This window comes from Pseudomonas sp. AP42 (assembly GCF_001728935.1).
GTDB lineage: Bacteria > Pseudomonadota > Gammaproteobacteria > Pseudomonadales > Pseudomonadaceae > Aquipseudomonas > Aquipseudomonas lactis.
Window position 1 is genome coordinate 25,705 of record NZ_LYSO01000007.1, and the last position, 17,348, is coordinate 43,052.

The following is a 17,348-nucleotide window of genomic DNA, read 5'->3' on the forward strand; positions in this document are numbered from 1 at the left end:
GTATTTACTTGAGCTCCAGCGGTTTTCTGCTCTACGAGAGTCCAGCAACGTCCATCAAGAGCCGACGTTTTTGTGGGGGTAAAAGTAGGGGGAGTCCATTTCATGGCCAAAATCACCATCAAAGAACTCGAGTCGCTGACCGCCAATGATGCCGGCCGGATCCTCCGGGAGGATGGCAATCTCGCGGGTCGAATTTCACTGCGTAAGGACGGCGTGTCGGTCAGCTTTTTCTATCGCTATCGGTGGGGCGACCAGAACAAAGAATACGCCTGCGGGTCCTGGCCACGCAAATCCCTGACGGACATCCGCAAGGCCCGCAACCAGGCTAGGGCGCTCATCGATGAGCAGATCAATCCCAACGAGCAGAAGAAAACCGCCAAGGCACAGGCATACGCCGCAGCTAACGTAGAGGCCGAACAAGTAAAAACGTCGAAGGCGCTAACGCTGACCGTCCAGGATCTGGCCAAGGCGTGGCTGGTGGATGGCGTCGCGCGCAAAGACGGCAACGCCGAGTTACAGCGTCGTTTTAACAAGGACCTATTACCGGCACTTGGCAAGACAGCGGTGAGCAGTGTGTCCGAACACGATGTTCGGGCGCTGATCCGCACCGTGGTCAACCGCGGCGCTCACCGGCAAGCCATCAGCTTCTTCGCCGACCTCACTCAGATGTTCAGCTGGGCCAGAAAGCGCCAACCTTGGCGAGCCTTATTGGTCGAGGGCGACCCGACGGAACTGGTTGACATCTCCCCTCTGATCCCTGCCGACTACGAGGCAGAAAGAAGCCGCATCCTTTCGCCGGCGGAGCTGTTGGAACTACACAACCGCTTCCAGCACATGACCGCCGATTACAACGCCCTGCCCGCCGGGCAAAAATACGACGGCGTACGGCCGCTAAAGAAAGAAACCCAACTCGCACTCTGGATCAGCCTGGGCACGCTGTGCCGGATTGGCGAGTTGCTCCAGGCCGAATGGAAAAATGTCGATCTGGACCGGCAAACGTGGTTCCTCCCCAGTGAAAACGTCAAAGGCACCCGCGGCAAGAAACAAGACCACCATGTCTTCCTCTCCCCCTTCGCGCTGCATTTCTTTCAGGAACTCAAAATCCTGACAGGAGACTCGCAATGGTGCTTTCCGAACAAGCAGGATAATGGGCATGTGGACGTGAAAGTGGTGAGCAAACAGGTCGGCGATCGCCAGGCCCGGTTCAAAAACCGTAAGGCCCTCTCCAGACGGCGTCACGACGATACACTGGTGCTTGCCGACGGCCAGAACGGTGATTGGACGCCCCATGACTTGCGCCGTACCGGCGCGACCATGATGCAAGCTTTAGGGGTCAGCCTGGACGTCATCGACCGCTGCCAAAATCATGTGTTGGCCGGCTCTAGGGTGAGGCGTCATTACCTGCATCACGACTATGCCGAAGAGAAGAAAAACGCCTGGGACCTGTTGGGCGATCGGCTCAGTGCGGTGCTGTCCTCGAACTACGAGCACACGCCAAACGAGTCGATGTTATCTTTTCCAGTGTACGCGGCGCCAGAGACGCGAGCACCGTCATAGACGGTTACGCCCAGAGCTTCCCGGAATTTAACATCCGCGACACCACGTGTTATGACCTTAAATTCGCGACGAGCAAAGATGACAGATCGCATTTACACATTCGTTAGCTTTCACCGTCGCGAAACTGTTCGAACAAGCATGGCAAACGCCCATGGTCACACTGGCCCACGAAATTGATTTTTCCGACATAGCCGTAGCCAAAGCTTGTCGCAAGGCCGGCATCCCTGGCCGTGGCCACTGGGCCAAATCGGAGAAGCGGCGACAACGCAAACCCAAACCACCTCAGGTCGAAGGCAAGGTCCGATTCCAGGTGCTCGACCCTGACAACTCGCTTGCCACGACTGGCACTGATTTAAACTCACCTATAGTTCGGCGAACGATTGAAGCCCCTATCAATTAACCGAACCTCACGCGCTGCTGAGTCAATGGCTAAAGAGCGCAAAAGCGTCGAGGATCAAGGACGGCCACCTCGATTACCCGCTGGGTGGGTTGGCGATGTAGCCACTCACCTTGTTCTGGTCCTTTGAACGGGGCGCAGGGTGACAGGGGGGGTGTTTTGAGTGTCAATTAGTGGCACTTTGGATTTTATATGGAGGGCTTCGGTCGTAAGCGGTCCATAAACCTCACTTTCAAGGTGCTTTGCTAGACACTGGTTCTATGCGCTCGACTGTCCTGTGGAGCCAGCTTGTAATGTTGCGATCCGCCGCAAAAGTCAAAAAAACAGTGGTGCGGCGCGTGACTCCCTTTGTCGATAGGCCCTACCGACTCCGTAACAGTAAATAGTGAGGGGGGGGGGGGGGATACGAAGTCATCACCCATGAAGCACCGCATTCTATTCAATGAACAGTAATAAGCGGGGGATTTGCATTGTTAATACCCCCTCGCTTACTTTTAACTAAGACCACCCATGTTAAAAATACTCGTAATATCTATGCGCTCATATCAAGATGGGCTCTGATCTTTCAGATCTTTGCATGCAAAACTAGCCTACCTATATTGTCTCCAATCATGATTTCGATTAAATTTTTGGGAGACTCGCCCCTCTCCGCGGCATGGAATGCACTCATTTGCATGATAACGTCCTTCGCCCTTGCATAGCTGACACTCTACCGCATCATATCTTGACCAATCATGATCGTAGAAGAAGCTCTCGCTTACTTTACCATCACCACGGCATGGTGGACAATCATAACCATCATACAAGCCGGTTCCACCACAGAGTTTACACGCCACTAAATCATACATGGACCAATCGTGATAATCGTGAAAGCCCTTAGTGACTTCGCCTCTACCGTCACACGGAGGACAATCATTGCCGTCATGTAGGCCGTTACCATCACAGAGACTGCATGTGACTAAATCATACATGGACCAATCGTGATACTCGTTAAAACCCTGAGTGACTTCGCCTTGGCCATCGCACGGAGGGCAATTATTGCCGTCATGTAAGCCGCTACCATCACAGAGGCTGCATGCGACTAAATCGTATCCTGACCAATCATGGTAATCATAAAAACTCTGAGAGACTTGGCCCTCACCACCACAAGGTGGACAATCATGGCCGTCGTGCTGACCGCTACCTTCGCAAAGCTTACACGTAACCAAATCGTACATTGACCAATCATGGTTGTCGTAATAACCCTGAGAAACCTGTCCCTCACCTCCACATGCAGGACAATCCGCGCCATTGTGCATGCTGGAGCCACTACATAAATGGCAATTGATAAGCTTATAGGCAGATAGATCAATATGATCCTTAATTTCTGGATGTATATCTCCGGCGCCTAAACACACGGGGCATGTATCAAAAAAATGGGTTGCACCATGACCTTCACAGAGAGGGCATATGTGCTCTTGGTTTTGTTCTATGTATGAATCGATTTCTGAGTTCAGGAATTCAGAACTGTTAAAATTAGCATGATCGATTTCGGTATCGGAATACGATTCTGTGGAGCTGGCGATTTTCTCCAAAATACTTTGGAATTCATCGTCCGGTATTATCTTACGGACGACATTATGAATCCCCAAAAGAGATTTGGCAGCGTTAAGCCCTGCCAAATATGACTCTATCAGTTTACCTTTAACCTTCCACAATTGCCGCTGAAATATCCTTAGACCTTTCTTAAGAATCAGGACTTCTTCTTTGTCGATGTTTGCGGGAATTCGAGCGTTGTCATATTCCGTATGATGATCAGGGCATAGGAATATCAGATTTTTAGGATGATTGCAGTGGGTGGCAGAGACGCAATCGATATGCGCAATTTCGCCGTGACTCTTGTTACACACCGGGCAAGAGCTTCTTGCTTCGCTCCTGATTTCACGCTTTATTCCCTCTGGAATATTGGGCCTTTGTCCCTTGGCAGTTTTTGGCCACTTTCCTTCCATTTTCTTATTTAGGCTTGCGAGTTCGTCTTGGTCGTAGTAATAGACCTCGTCGCGTTCCTGGTAGCTTATTTTAGTTTTATCAAGAATTGCATTTGAAGTGAGCCATCGCAAAAGACTCGGCGAAAGGTCAAACTTCAAAGCCGCTTCATACTCATTAATAAAGCTTTTTTTCATCTTGGAAGCCATTAGTATCGTTTTATTTTAAATTCATAAGGGAGGCAAAGGGAAAGTCCCGCGACATATAAAAGAGCGCTACCTATTTTATTGTTTTATTCGTTTGGCAGGTAATAGCTTTTAGAATCTTTATGGTTTGGTTCAACGCCTTGTTAGCCGTTGCGTTTCCAGCATAAGAAAAATGAGCCATTTGAACTCCTTCATCCGTGACATGGCAAGTGGCCATAGCCTACCCTACGCCGGAGATTTGGGGAATCTTCTTAAGGCGTCTAGCTATAAAACGGTAGCGAAGTCTAGATGGATTAATGCCAAATTTAGAATGGCGCATTCCGCTTTTTTTGACTGCAGATTGCCTTTGGCATCCATAGGTAAAAACGGTCGGGCTGGAATATCACCCCATAGATGCGGAAAGTCCGCCCCCCCACCGAATTGCATCATCGCCGCATACGGTTTGTCGCTGCCAACCATGGCCGAACTGTCGGTTGCATGCGTGGTTACTCGCTTGCAGCCGCCATCGGACAGAGCGCATTGCTGGGGCCGAGCCAGGCAGGATCCGTGTTCTACAGGTGTTTTCGAGTAAGCGACACCCGATCTGGACGACGTTGATCTCCGTGATATTCGTAGCAATTGGTCTGCTGTTTGTGACCATCGCACCGGAAATGACTGCGCTGGGGCTGGTGATCTATGGCGCGGGTAATGGTTTACGGGCTATCGTTCGAGGACTGCCGCCATTGGCCCTCATGTCGCCCACCCATTATGTTTTGCTGATGGGGCGCATGGCTCGGCCTTCGCTCATAGAACAAGCCTTGCCCCCCCTTGCAGGCGGTTACCTGTCGCAGACCTGGGGCGCTGGCGGTGTGCTTGCGGGACGGAGTGTGCTGGCCGTATTGAACGTGCTCTTGGTTTTAATTACCAGAACACGCCGAGATATTTTTCGGTCGCGTTGGCGAAACGCTCAAGGGAATGGGTAATGGATTCGAGTTCGTGCTACAAGCAGGATAGGAACATGCATCATGGAAATGACTGCGCTTTGCGGTGCCGAACCCAGCACGGCCATCCCTTTAGAAGCCTATGAGCGCATTCTCCAAAGGCTCCTCGCATCACCCCATCTTGAACCATAGCAAGCTAGCGAAAATGGCTAACGCCCCCCCGGCGATGACGGCCCCTGAGTGCTGTCCATACAGCCTTCGAACAGCCCAGCGTAACGGCCGGGCCTCCGCTTTTTTCTGCTCTGCCAATAAATCGGCGAAAGCGTGATTAAGCGTACCCAACTTCAATTGCGCTGATTCCGCTTCGCTCAACTGCTCCGCTAAATAACCAAACATCCTGTGTTCGAAAATATTTTCTTGCCATGTCTCGACGACAGACAAACCTTGTACCAGCATCGGACGTGATGATCCCTCACGTTGCGCCGAATCGTGGTAATCAAAAATCAAACCGAATTGTTCATAGAACCTGTTGCGCCGCGCTTTGTTATCACCTCGTGCCTGACCACTCAACAGCTGGATGGAGTTAACCGATGCGTCAGGCCATTGCTGAACCCACTCAACGATCACATTCATTAAGTAGGTACCGATCCGTTGCCCATTTAACTCCGGCAAACTGAGGTACACCGAGCCGTTGGACATTGAGGACGAGGTGAGGGAGACCGCATTGAAATGGCTTGAATAGCTACCATTGAATTCACCGTGGCCATTTTCAAAAGACGAGGCTCTGGTGGTAATTCTTTGGTAAGACAGTCGAATGGATGCCTCGCAAATTTTTCCGCTTGGGTCTCGTTTGTACACTTCCTCTCGCTCGACGATGACCCAGCCAATCGGCGGATCTTCAACGCACGCTCTGTCTCTGATTTCAAGCACTAAAATGCGAGGGTTGATGCTTTGTTGTTGTCGCCGACCCGTATCAAAAGAAGGTATTGCCATCAGTTCGTCCGTTCCTGGCCGTCGGAAAGTGGGAAAAATAGCTCATCTACTTCTGTGGTGATGCGCCCAACAATGGGTGCCAGATCTTGCCTGAGCGATCTAATCGCGTCAGCGGTATCGCCCATGCCTAACTGGCCGGCCATAAACTCTACGCCTTCTTCAAACAGCTGATCATGTCGCTCATCAGTGAAAGCTTCGCCATCCTTGTGGGCACGCTCTGAATGGCTCAGCAAATGTACCCGAGCATGTTGGAGGGCCTGCTCATAATCGCGGTTGTTCATTTCGATCGAGGCGATCAAACCTTTTGCGCCCATGTAGAAGCGAACAACGTCCTTTGCCAGCTCTCGCGGGAGAAGGTTTAGTGCTGGCGGCCCGGAATCGTAAATAGGGAATGGATTTTTCCCAATCGGCAGTATATTCAAAAAAGGTACGCCATCATCCTGCTCCGACAGCTCGTTGCCGCACTCTTCATTGAAAGCCTCCCATGCAGTGGAAATCTCGATGCGAAGGAGCATTAACGTCGTAATCATTCTCTCCTTGTCCGCCGCCGCCTCTTTTCTCAACGCCAACTCATGAGCATTGGTTGCCCCCTTCAGCGTAAAGAACCCTCCAATAGCGGCCCCTACAAGGCCCGAGACCAGGCTGACGTAAGTATCAGCGCTTCCCCAATCCATACGCTTCTTGCTCCAGTATTTTTATGCATAGAGTGCCGATGATAGGCCCTCAACCTAGGTGCGTTCACCGGTTGGTCCGACGTCGAGTCGCGCTCCAGTAACCAGCGAGTCATAAACGCTTTATAAAACCTGTCAGTAGCATTACGCATCGATAGATCACCTCGCAATGCCAAGGCTGACGGGCCAGGATACGTCTACGAGCCTACGCTGTTCGGTGATGTCACCGACCAGATGACCTCATTCAAACAAAAATTGTTTGGACCCGTGGCATCGATCATCACTGCGCGGGACGCCGCACATGCTCTGGAACTGGCCCATAAGCTGGCCGGCGAACTGGAAACCGGAGGCGTGTTCATCCATGGCTATTGCGCAACCGATCCACGCGTCACTTTCGGCGGCGTAAAGAAAAGCAGTTTTGGCCGTTAGCTGTCGCATTTCGGTGTGCGCGAATTCTGTAATGCACAGACCGTCTGGCTGGCCCGTCACTAACAACAAGCAAGTCGCCAAGCCCCGCGAGACCTCTCGCCGAGCCAAGATGAGCGAGTCCGAAAAAGACTCGCCTCACCCTCATGAGGAGCTTTCGATGCGTGCCTTCCCTGCAATCTTGGGCGTTACCCTGACTGCGGCCTTAAGTAGTACTGCCCTCATGGCTGTCGAACCCACCGGCACGCTTAAGAAAATCAAGACCTCGGGGACCATTACCCTGGGTCACCGAGACTCGTCCATTCCCTTCTCTTATATCGCCAACAGATCCGGTCAGCCGGTGGGCTACTCCCATGACATTCAATTAAAGATTGTCGAGGCTACCGGCATCACGCTTCTGTCAGGGACGGGCGATATTCCTTCTGCCTCGGCCTGGGCCAGAGGTGATGGGGAATTAGGGTCTGTCGTTGGGAATCCACTAGCTGAAGGCTCCCTGCTGTCCTAGAGCGTGCCTGACAGACGTGGCACGCCTTTGTGAAGAAAGGTCAGAGGTTAACACCATAATTGTAACGCCAAGCTTCTAACGCCTGGGTTTGCTCTGCCGGATGAAATGCAAACTACGAGGCAGAGGCGCCATGAGCGCGTCTGCGAAGCTATGGCGGGCCAGGGTGTTTTGGATTGCTTTGCCCTGAAAAAGAAGCGTAGTGTCTGCTGCTAACGCCTCACCAACGGAGATGGATCAATGAGCAAAAGTTTTCGTGACCGCATCCAGACAATGAATGCGATGTACAAGCTGCCCATCCATGAGGCTCCGCACCTCTTCCCGGATGCAGAAGATCGCCTCCTGAAATTCAAGCGGACGCTGCTCGACGAAGTCGCCGAGATCGATGACATTACTGAGCAGATTCGTCGAGGAGACGATGCCATCGATGTTCAGGTCGCCATTGCAGACCTTCTCGGCGACGTCATCGTGTATTGCCGCTCCGAGGCAATGAAGTACGGCATCCCTCTTGAAGCCGTACTGGAGCTGATCATGGACAGCAACGAGAGCAAGCTAGGTGCCGATGGCAAGCCTATCTACGATGAGAATGGGAAATTCCTCAAGGGCCCCAATTACTGGAAACCCGAGCCCCAAATCAAGCAGCTCCTGGCAAGCCTCCCGGCCCAAAAGTAACCCTACGTTTCAGAGGTGATAGCTTGGCAATTAACCACGTGGGGAAGTGCCGGAGCCTGGTTGAGATTGAGGAAATCATCTCCCAGATCGAGTACTCCGACAGCGATACCGTGTTTCGCTTCCCTATAGACACCCTCGGCGCTCGACATAGCCCGATGCATGACGCATCGCGACTGCAGATGGTCGTTACGCTCGCTCGCCAAAAACTCGAAGATGACTATCTGGACATTCATCCAAACGCTCAAGAACTTGATGCTCAGCAGGCTGTTTGTGATTACTCACCTGGGATTGCAGGGGTTCGGCTGTCCAAGGGAATACGGATTGGTAGCAAGGAAATTGATCGCCGAGACGTTCTGACCTTCGCGACCAAAAGAATGCAAGCGATGGATGCTCAAGAGTTTGACGACCTTGTCAAGGGGCGCTGTATAGACCTCCTGTGCGTCGGAGGTTCCAAAATCCAGTATCTGAAGCCGCTGTTTTCTTCGCGAGGCAAGGCTAAAGAGAAAGACGGCATGGCCCCAGTGATGCGCACGCTAGTGGATCGTACAACGCAGCAAAGCAGGGCCAAAGTACCTGAGTCCTTGGTCGATGCGCTCGCTTTGTTCTCTGCTGAGCTTATTCAAAACACCCAAGAGCACGCGATCACAGACCATACTGGCAGGCCGTATCTCTCGCATGTCGAGGGGGTGCTGATGGGCTGGACACGGTTTTACGAGTCGACCTTCAAAGACGATTTCTCTGGCCACCCCGATCTGAACAAATACTGGAATGATGAAGCTGCTAGAACCGAAACCGGAGCCAAGAGCCTCCGGGCATTCGAGATCAGCTATTTTGACTCAGGGCCAGGGTTAGTCAGCCGCTTCACTGGCAAGCGCGTGCAAGAGATGTCACTCGAAGATGAACGACGAGCGCTTCTCCGTTGCCTGCAGCACAAATCAACGTCGAAATCCCAGACAGCAGCAGGTGAAGGCTTGCCCTCGGTCTTGCAAGAGTTGAGGCAGATCGGTGGGCTGATGAGGATCCGCACGGGAAGGCTGTCGATGTTCAACGCCTTCACGCCTGGCGATAACCGTGACCTCTTTGCTTTCAATGACTGGACTGAAACCAACCTTTCGCCCGTTCAAGGTGCGGTCATTTCTATTCTCGTACCGCTGAGGGCTCAGTGATGGAACGCTTTTATTCCTGGCGGCACCTGAAACACTGCCCCACGCACGGCAGCATTGAAGCCCTAGTGCTCTGCTATAAACGCTGCCAGCTGACCGAAGGCAATGTGTATACCGATGTAGAGACCGCCCTCAAGAGTGATGCCAATCTTCCCGATTGCGTGTACATCGTGGGCTCTACCGAGCAATGCAACACGTTCAAGGCAGCCTGGGATCCGGCCAATCTGCACCTGCAAACCATGATCAAGCGCGGCATGAAGGCTGGCTTTGACTTCGTGAAGCAATACACCTTCGTTGAGTGGGATGGCACAAACTTCAATCAACACGCACTTGGAGCGCATACGGGCCCTTACAACGTGGATCTGAAGCTTCTCATAACCCGTGGCGTAAACAGCCTTATCGAGAAGAATAGTGCCATTCACCAGGCCCCCTCTGGCCATGTGTTCAAGCACCCTTCCCAACGCCGGAACAAGGTCTTCATCCAAGCAAGGGAAATCGCCTCAGGCGAGGCAGAGTTGTACGTCGTCGCATACTTGATCACGCTATGCCACGGGCAGGCCCTGCAAGGGAGCACCAAGGTTTTCATCGATACCATGGGTATCTATGCTTACGTCAAATGCGCTCTGGCCCTGTGCCGCTCCGAGGCAGAGATAGTCAGCTTCCACTCCTATGATGAGTTGGAGAAGATCAATCCTCCATCAGATCCCTATTTCTGCATTGTCTCCGCCTCGACGTCCGGAAGCATGGCAAAGAAGATGGCAAGCAGCGTTTGGGATCCTCAGCGAATCGCCACCATTGTCGATGTGACGTCCCAGGGACGAGCTGGCGACGTAATGGTCGCGCTTGATAATATGGGGGTCGCATTCCCTGACTTGAAAGTCAGCGACGGCACCCTGATCGAGATCATCGGCGAAAATTTCTCGTCAAAAGCCAAGCCTCCTCGACCAGTCGTTCTCGGACAGCCACATACTCCGAAAGCCTTGGCCGATTTCCATCAGTTTTTTGGCTTTTCGATACATCCTTTCAATACCCGAGTTGGAACGAAGAGCAAGCTGCTGCAGCTTGATGTCATCGAGTTGCTGGAACACGCAGAGTTTAAGAAATGGCTCGACGCAGAAATTGACTGGTCATTCCCCCTGACCGTAAGTCACGTTATCCACGCCGATGACGAGGCTTCCAAAGCTCTCGCAGTGATCGTCGTGGCTCGCCTGCGCACTCGCTTGGCTGCTGGTTCGTCGATTACGGTGCTTCCATACCACGAACTGGAGAAGGACAACTGCAAAGACGCCACCGGCGTAGTGATCGTTTCCACCGTCGCCCGAGATGGCGGCGTGCTTCGCGAAATCAGTCGCGATCTGCGTTCGTACATCAAAGCGTACATTCCGAGGCATTTTCTTTCCCCGATCGGTATCCCCCAGACGAACGCGTCATGGAACCAATTGCGTATGTTCTTGGTTCGCAACCCCACGACCAGGGAGTACGGCTTTTCCAACTGGATACAGCTCCCACTTGGTGAAGACTCCAATGACAACTCTTGGCATCGCTTGATCGAAACTCACAAGGCTCATTCGGAACAAAACATCCATGACCTAGGCCTTGAGCACCTGCCCAACACTTCCAACATCCTGCCGTCCCTCGATCTAGCTGGAAAGGCAGCCTTAAGTGCGTTTCGAGGATTTTTGCTTTCGCCACGAGGCAACCCGCTGCGGCTCTCAGAAGGTTTTCTCTTTTTCGGAAACAAAACCGAGATTGCCAGGCGCTACGCTGACGTTGAGCCCAGCATGGTGCACCTCACCATGGCAGCCGTGCTCCAAAACGCCCGGGAACACAAAGATCACGAAAGGCGTCTCTGCCCCAACGGCTACGAGTCGGTCGTATTGGCCCCAGAGTGCTTCCTCAGATTCAACGAGGCCATCCTGCAAGCGTGCATGCTTAGGGCATGCCACCCAGCGGAGTTGGACTACTCATCCAGCCCTGAACTCAGCAAGGTGATGAAAGAGCTGTTAGTGAAGGTGTTTGCACGTTCGGACAAGGACTTCGGCGACGCAGCCCTTGAGTTCGCTGCTGCCATCGCCGTAGGCTCGCTTCGGCTGGCGAAAACGGATATGGAGACTCTGCTGGACGATGCGCTGAAGCAGCACGCTGGCAATACGTCCGAATTGCTCGGGATGCTTGTGCTGGCCAAGCAAGCTAATCACTAGAATGACCCGCTGAAAGTCGGCTTGCCGGCCATGGCATGTCGAATACAGAGAGACCAAGCAGTAGTTCAGGCAATGAAGTGGCAAATTTGATGGGCCCAATCAACGGCTCACTAATCTTGCTGGGCTACGGATCTGCGAGCCAGACGGTGGCGTCCGTTGGGACAGGCAGCATGAGCTGCCTGGTCTCGTTAGGCTGAAAACTCCTAGCGCGGCTGATGGATCAATTGAGCCACGACTCAACAGTTTCCGCACCATACTGTACTTTCAAGGCCTTCAGACCTTTGTGATTTCCCCCTTTGGTCTCTATAAATTCACCCGTGTGGGGGTTTACCTGATAGTGCCCCGGCAACATCGATTCGACAGTGCACCACGGCAATTTTTCGGTCTGAGCGATGGCGTCCACACTGTACAGTGGACGTCATGCATGCCATCGGAGCTGATTCGTCGTAAGCAGTGACGATCGCGTTGATCTAGCCAGAGACGGTGACCTCTCCAGGCCATCCTCCGCTGAGCCACCAATTGAGCAGTGCAAGGATTCGCGATGCCCAGATACCTCAGTAACAGCGCAATACGTCTTTTGGAAGCGAGCCAAGAATCTTTGGCCTTGGCGCTGCATTGCCTGGGCACTCCAAATCGGGGAAGCCTGAGAGTTGAGGTAGCTCGATACTCCCCCGCGATTGGATTGATCGGAGCCGCCGCTGAGCAGGCTTTGGCTGCAATTATCGTTCAGGTTCGGGGCGATGAGGCTCTGGCTGCGTCCCCCACCCAGTACAAAAGCGCGCGACAGATTTTGTCGGACATGAGGGATTTACTCCGCGCGCCCATTCCTGCCAGCTCTTTCCTGACCGCAGGCGTAGCCGACCCCGCTCAACACCGCGAGTCGATCCTGCAGGCGTCAGAAGGATTTTCTGTGCTTTTCACCTACCGGGCGACCGGGCTCCATGCTGGCCTTGGTTTGTCTCGCACAGTGACACTGAAACAAGCCGTGAAGGTTCACAGTTTCCTTGAGCTCCTAGCCAGGTCAACTCGTATCCGCGCCTATATGGATCGGTTGCCGATACCACCAGATGAAGTCATCGACCAGACTGTATTGATTGATGACCTCATTCAAAAATTCCAAAGCACCGATGCAGTTACCGAGCGGGTCAACGCCTTACGATCTTTGTTCCTGATCCTCCCCGAAGTCCCCCCAGAAGCACCGGAGTGGCTTGAAGCGTTTGACCGCTCCGTAGTCTCGCCACGCCCTGCTGACATCACTTTGCTTTTGGAAACACTTGAACGCGCGGCACCAATGAGGTTCCGTCGCATGAATGCAGGGGGCCAAGCACTACCAGTAGTTGTCCGGCCAAACGACCCAAATGCGTTACCTATCGCCTTGCAGGACATGCGCCAAGCCTTTGGCCACGCGCGTGAGCAGTTTGGCGCAGACGTGGGAAATGCAAATGGACGGCTCGATCAAGGTATTCTGGATCTGCCCCCAGAGTCCTTCTTGCTCGATTTGTGCCTCCAAGGCCCTGAGCAGCTACGCGAGACTCTGGATCGGCAAACGCTCACCGGTCAAGAGGTGTGGCCTTTCGTGGCTACTGCATTGAGCCAGCAAGGAACAGAGCGCCCATACTGGTTCTTGGTATCGATGGTCGACGACATCGGTCAGCTAATCGGCCAGCTTCGCAGGGCTTCGGCGGTATCGGCTCAGGGGCAGTTCAAAGAACGCTGTACCGCAGCCATCAGAGCCCTTGAGGCCAAAAGACAGGAGCGCACACTTCCGCCAGCTACTGAAATTGCGACCTTTACCGTCACACAATCTGCTGCGGCTGAAACCGCACGAGAAAGCATCCCCGACTCGATGGAGCGCAACGAAGGCACTGTTCGTGAAGCCTCTTTGGAAGCAATGCCACCACTAGCCGCGTTATATGCCGGCGAATTCACTGCCGGCCAGGCTTTTCCTGCGGTGTATGCATCCGAGAATCCAGATTCTAAGAAATACTGGACTCGCCAGTTGCTCATAGCAGCGACCGATGCCAGCGACCGCTCAATGCTCATCACTGCCCTGCGAGACCCTGAATTCGCCAACCTAAAGACGGATGCTCGAAAAGCGCTGCGCCTGGTAGATATTCTGACCTACGGGCCGAATATCGAACTAGGGTGACCACGATCCGTTCAACGACATCGGAGCCCCCCTGCGCATGCCTCGAACCCAGCAAAACCTCACCAGTCTGCGAGATACCTTCAGTCAGATCTTGGGCAACCAGAAAGACCACTACACGGATACACGGATCCCTGAATTGCTTTTCAGGCTAGGGCTGGATGATTGCAATGAGTACAGCTCCAAAAGGCAACACCTTGAGAAAGCAGTAGAAGCTTCGAGTGATGCTCAAATGTTGGCTGCCGCTCAGACGGCCTTGGAACTGATCGGCTTTGCGGCTCATGAGCGAGACCAGCTTCAAGAGCTGGTGTGGGACGATGGAGCAGCGCCTGTCATCCCTGTCGGTGGCGGCAGGTAACAACCGGCCAAGATGGTGAGCACAAGAAGTCCGCCTTGATGGATCGCGTAGGCTTACCTTGACAGCTTATCGAGACATGAAATAGCCAGTACTCTGCGCAGCTAGCGCACCACGAAACCGATCGTGGTATGACTAAACTCAAATACAAGGCGGAATGCATGGGGAGCTTGGCGCAAATCACAATAGGGGGTTATCCAATCTCTTCAACGAAGAGCTATTACGACCAGTGGTATTTTCGTAAAAAGGATCGGATTATCCGCGTTCGCGACAAATCTCAGCGTAATACCCTCATTTGGTGTGCGGCAGAGCCCCACGAGCTGCACGAGGAAGAAACCGACTACCTCTATGTAGTATCTGGCCCGGTTTTGCGTCGGCGGCTCGAACTTGCAGGTTTCAACCGTGAGACCTTGGAGAGCGAATTCAAGGAGTGGATCGCCCGGCGAGTTACGAGCCTTGAGGAGCCATTCGAGTTCGATGAGGACTGGGCCAAGGAACGGTCGAAGCGTGCCGCCATCCTCAAGGCTTCTAGTTTGGCGGACTGGCTTAAGTGCCTCAAGACTGCCATTGATGACGGCATTGCGAGTTGGCGGTGGGACGAGTGCGAGCGGAATTACACTGATCCGCTTTTACACATGATGTTTGCGTCAGATGCGTATTGGGACGAGCCTTCGTTCCATGACACCGGCTTTCCATGCCAGACCTTGGAGAGTATGGCAGTGGCGATGCTGGAAATCGTACCCGCCGAGGCAGAATGTGTTCTTGACATTACCGACCTGATTGGCGGCGGCTGGACTGATTCCTTTGAAGACATCATTGAGTACCACAAGGACTTCACCACTCTCTACGATGTCTTCGCCACAGCGATCCTAGACACTCAGACTCTCATGGCCTTATCGCCTGAAAATACAACCTTAGCCCGGCTTCTCTATGCCAACGTCATCACGGCGATGGAGACCTATCTTTCGGACACCATGAAGAAGCAGGTTCTTACCCGTGAAGCCATCCGACGCCGCTTCGTGCAGACCAACGAAACGTTCAAAGATAAGATCGTTGTTCAAGATATCTTCCGCAAGCTGGAGGGCTTGAACGCAGAGATTATTCAGGCAATTGACACAATGAGCTTCCACAATTTAGACAAGACAGCGGGGCTCTATAAGGCGGTGCTTGATACCCATTTCCCGAGTACGCACATGGCCGACATCAAAAGCGCAATAGAGAAACGTCACGACATTGTTCATCGTAATGGCAAGACCGTCCAAGGCACTACTGTCAATGTAGCTATGGCGGACGTGGAAAAACTCATTGAACTGGTGGACTCCACCGTCAAACACCTCGACAAGCAAATTAAAGATGGTTTGTTGGACGACGATGAGAACTGATTAATCGCCACAGGCTTTGTAGATAGCGTAGATGTCCGCTTCTGGGCCGATCGCGCCCATTGTGAAAGGCAGCTTTGGGCCTCGATTAACCCTCAACCCAGAGTGGCAGCAGGTCAACCACCTGTGGAGCCGCAGAATCCTCAAATGGCTTAAAGTCAAAGTATTGGCACATTAAACTGAGCTCGTCCAAGGTAAACCTTTGCCGAATTTTCAGCATTACCTCATTCATACTCACACCATTTTCGTCCTGAGTGCGCAGATTCCAACGGGCTAGTTCCGTGCTTTCTTCATGTTCGGCAGACTCTACGAGGCGGTGATCTTTTATCAACGACAGCGAGTATCGAGCGGGAGAGAGGCTTCCAGAAAAAAACCTTCCTGCCAGCATGTAAGGGTTCACACTGCAAGAATCTCCTGATATATCAGCCATGTAGATTAATGGCAGATAGATCCCCCGCAAAAAACCCGACAAACTAGCAATCACCATTAACCAGTTTGTTATAAATTTATACGTTGCTACATCCCTTACCTTGGCAGTATCTCCCAATGCTTGCAAATTCCCGGGAAGGCAATGCTGAACAACGAAGCGCAAAACTGCTCGCCTTGCCAGCGCATCTATTTCGAAATTCTTACTATTATTCTCCGCCTCCACTACTGGATACGGCATCATTTCAGAGGACCTGCCTTCTACCAAAGGAACCTGTCTGTAATGCACATCGCAATACAGTCTCATCTCAAACTCCTTGCGGCTGTTGCCCTCCCCCCAAAACCCTGTTTCCTTCACGTCATAGCGATGGAGTAAAAATCCTCCATTAAATGATTGGAAGCTTTGTAATATTCGATTCTGGCAATTTTGCCATTCGCAGCAGTTCATGGATCGACGAAAAACCTCCATCAACTTGTTTGCTCTGTACATGTCAAAATATAATCCGTGACGCCCCATGAGTTGTACCCGCAACGGGTCGCCCTTGCATTTAGCTCCGTTCTGCCAATGCAACAGTTGCTCCTTGGCCTCAGGGGAAAACTTAAGATCTTTATAAGACTCAGCGTCAATACGAAGGATGCTTGGCGTACAGTTCTCCAGTAGCTGAGCGTGCCTCGCAGAAAGACTATTCACTACATATCCATCACCGGCTTTTGACAGAATATTTTTAGTACCGCTGCTATAAGGAAGAGCGGCGATAACATCTTCGTAGGTCCAGATTTTCATATTCCGATGATGAGCGAAGTTATTAAGCTCTGTTTTATACAACGGGCCGGCAGGCAAAGCACCCGAGATGATGAGCATGTAATCAATTTGCGGAACGGTTTCAGGCAACTCTTCGGGAAGCAGGCTTTTCAGTAATTCTAAAAATCTGACCTTGGCCCCACCATCGCGTAAGTATATTTGCCACCTTTCGACTTGATGCACAGCTGAAATAAAGTCGCTGTGGAATTTATCAGGCTTGTTTTTTTGGAAGATCTTCCGAACTGAATTTTCAAGTTCGATCAGGGTTATTTTAATCGCTCCCGAGGAAACCGACACGTACACAAAATCGGTAATTGCTCGATGATTGATAGGGAGTTTCGAGATCACAACATTGCAGAATAGTCCGCCCGAGAGCACGTCTGGCGTGGGTATCAGGCTTGAATTTTGCGCCATGAACTTTTGAATTGCATGCTCATTTGCCTTCGTGCCTGAATCGTTGTGTGTATTTCCCTCGTACAGTATCTCGCGAAAATTTTTGATCAGCTCATTATTGGCTTTGTGCATACGTGGAGGCTCGAATTATTAGAAAACACTGGATAAAGGGCG

General features: G+C 52.3%; 11 protein-coding genes and 4 pseudogenes. 10 read left to right on the top strand and 5 right to left on the bottom strand.

Features of this window, described 5'->3' with window-relative positions; genetic code table 11:
- The first annotated feature begins 102 nt into the window (after positions 1-102).
- Complete coding sequence (locus A7K61_RS04355) at positions 103-1,557, top strand: site-specific integrase (protein WP_069557003.1); 1,455 nt, start codon at positions 103-105, stop codon at positions 1,555-1,557.
- A gap of 987 nt (positions 1,558-2,544) precedes the next feature.
- Here the strand turns inward: A7K61_RS04355 and A7K61_RS32135 are convergent.
- Positions 2,545-4,128, bottom strand: a complete 1,584-nt coding sequence (locus tag A7K61_RS32135) for an HNH endonuclease signature motif containing protein (RefSeq protein WP_139129454.1) — start codon at positions 4,126-4,128, stop codon at positions 2,545-2,547.
- Positions 4,129-4,605: 477 nt separating this feature from the next.
- On the opposite strand from A7K61_RS32135, the pseudogene A7K61_RS33470 reads away from it, so the two are divergent.
- A pseudogene (locus tag A7K61_RS33470) lies at positions 4,606-5,087 on the top strand (MFS transporter); the annotation flags it as partial.
- A 129-nt stretch (positions 5,088-5,216) separates the two neighbouring features.
- Here A7K61_RS33470 and A7K61_RS04370 read toward each other — a convergent pair.
- The gene (locus A7K61_RS04370; protein WP_069551301.1) at positions 5,217-6,038 is read right to left on the bottom strand and encodes a hypothetical protein; all 822 of its coding nucleotides are present in this window, start codon (positions 6,036-6,038) and stop codon (positions 5,217-5,219) included.
- Positions 6,038-6,712 (bottom strand): hypothetical protein, encoded by a 675-nt coding sequence (locus A7K61_RS04375; protein WP_069557004.1) that lies wholly within the window; start codon positions 6,710-6,712, stop codon positions 6,038-6,040. The genes A7K61_RS04370 and A7K61_RS04375 overlap by 1 nt, the downstream gene beginning before the upstream one ends.
- A 171-nt stretch (positions 6,713-6,883) precedes the next feature.
- On the opposite strand from A7K61_RS04375, the pseudogene A7K61_RS34165 reads away from it, so the two are divergent.
- From A7K61_RS34165 to A7K61_RS04400, 5 genes and pseudogenes are all read left to right on the top strand, one after another.
- Positions 6,884-7,021, top strand: a pseudogene (locus A7K61_RS34165) (aldehyde dehydrogenase family protein); the annotation flags it as partial.
- A 274-nt stretch (positions 7,022-7,295) separates the two neighbouring features.
- Positions 7,296-7,517, top strand: a pseudogene (locus A7K61_RS30900) (amino acid ABC transporter substrate-binding protein); the annotation flags it as partial.
- 360 nt (positions 7,518-7,877) lie between these two features.
- Positions 7,878-8,309, top strand: coding sequence for a hypothetical protein (locus tag A7K61_RS04390; RefSeq protein ID WP_008037541.1), 432 nt, complete (start codon positions 7,878-7,880; stop codon positions 8,307-8,309).
- A 23-nt stretch (positions 8,310-8,332) separates the two neighbouring features.
- The gene (locus A7K61_RS04395) at positions 8,333-9,475 is read left to right on the top strand and encodes a hypothetical protein (RefSeq protein WP_008037542.1); all 1,143 of its coding nucleotides are present in this window, start codon (positions 8,333-8,335) and stop codon (positions 9,473-9,475) included.
- Positions 9,475-11,673, top strand: coding sequence for a hypothetical protein (locus tag A7K61_RS04400; RefSeq protein ID WP_069557007.1), 2,199 nt, complete (start codon positions 9,475-9,477; stop codon positions 11,671-11,673). Before A7K61_RS04395 ends, A7K61_RS04400 begins: the two co-directional genes overlap by 1 nt.
- Before the next feature lie 220 nt (positions 11,674-11,893).
- Here A7K61_RS04400 and A7K61_RS30905 read toward each other — a convergent pair.
- Positions 11,894-12,001, bottom strand: a pseudogene (locus A7K61_RS30905) (transcriptional regulator); the annotation flags it as partial.
- Between the two features lie 213 nt (positions 12,002-12,214).
- On the opposite strand from A7K61_RS30905, the gene A7K61_RS04405 reads away from it, so the two are divergent.
- The 3 genes from A7K61_RS04405 (at position 12,215) to A7K61_RS04415 (ending at position 15,556) form a co-directional block, all read left to right on the top strand.
- Positions 12,215-13,822: a hypothetical protein gene (locus A7K61_RS04405; protein WP_069557008.1), complete on the top strand. Its 1,608-nt coding sequence runs from the start codon at positions 12,215-12,217 to the stop codon at positions 13,820-13,822.
- Positions 13,823-13,859: 37 nt separating this feature from the next.
- A complete protein-coding gene (locus A7K61_RS04410; RefSeq protein WP_069557009.1) occupies positions 13,860-14,177 on the top strand; it encodes a hypothetical protein in 318 nt (105 codons plus the stop codon).
- 128 nt (positions 14,178-14,305) lie between these two features.
- Positions 14,306-15,556: a HEPN/Toprim-associated domain-containing protein gene (locus tag A7K61_RS04415; protein WP_171905457.1), complete on the top strand. Its 1,251-nt coding sequence runs from the start codon at positions 14,306-14,308 to the stop codon at positions 15,554-15,556.
- A gap of 85 nt (positions 15,557-15,641) precedes the next feature.
- On the opposite strand, the gene A7K61_RS04420 is transcribed toward A7K61_RS04415, so the two are convergent.
- Positions 15,642-17,306: a Shedu anti-phage system protein SduA domain-containing protein gene (locus A7K61_RS04420; protein ID WP_069557011.1), complete on the bottom strand. Its 1,665-nt coding sequence runs from the start codon at positions 17,304-17,306 to the stop codon at positions 15,642-15,644.
- Positions 17,307-17,348: the final 42 nt, after the last annotated feature.

Coding starts and splice junctions, on each gene's coding strand:
- A7K61_RS04415 (WP_171905457.1), top strand. CDS start 14,306: ATGACTAAACTCAAATACAAGGCGGAATGCATGGGGAGCTTGGCGCAA.
- A7K61_RS04370 (WP_069551301.1), bottom strand. CDS start 6,038: ATGGCAATACCTTCTTTTGATACGGGTCGGCGACAACAACAAAGCATC.
- A7K61_RS04400 (WP_069557007.1), top strand. CDS start 9,475: ATGGAACGCTTTTATTCCTGGCGGCACCTGAAACACTGCCCCACGCAC.
- A7K61_RS04390 (WP_008037541.1), top strand. CDS start 7,878: ATGAGCAAAAGTTTTCGTGACCGCATCCAGACAATGAATGCGATGTAC.
- A7K61_RS04375 (WP_069557004.1), bottom strand. CDS start 6,712: ATGGATTGGGGAAGCGCTGATACTTACGTCAGCCTGGTCTCGGGCCTT.
- A7K61_RS32135 (WP_139129454.1), bottom strand. CDS start 4,128: ATGGCTTCCAAGATGAAAAAAAGCTTTATTAATGAGTATGAAGCGGCT.
- A7K61_RS04410 (WP_069557009.1), top strand. CDS start 13,860: ATGCCTCGAACCCAGCAAAACCTCACCAGTCTGCGAGATACCTTCAGT.
- A7K61_RS04420 (WP_069557011.1), bottom strand. CDS start 17,306: ATGCACAAAGCCAATAATGAGCTGATCAAAAATTTTCGCGAGATACTG.
- A7K61_RS04405 (WP_069557008.1), top strand. CDS start 12,215: ATGCCCAGATACCTCAGTAACAGCGCAATACGTCTTTTGGAAGCGAGC.
- A7K61_RS04355 (WP_069557003.1), top strand. CDS start 103: ATGGCCAAAATCACCATCAAAGAACTCGAGTCGCTGACCGCCAATGAT.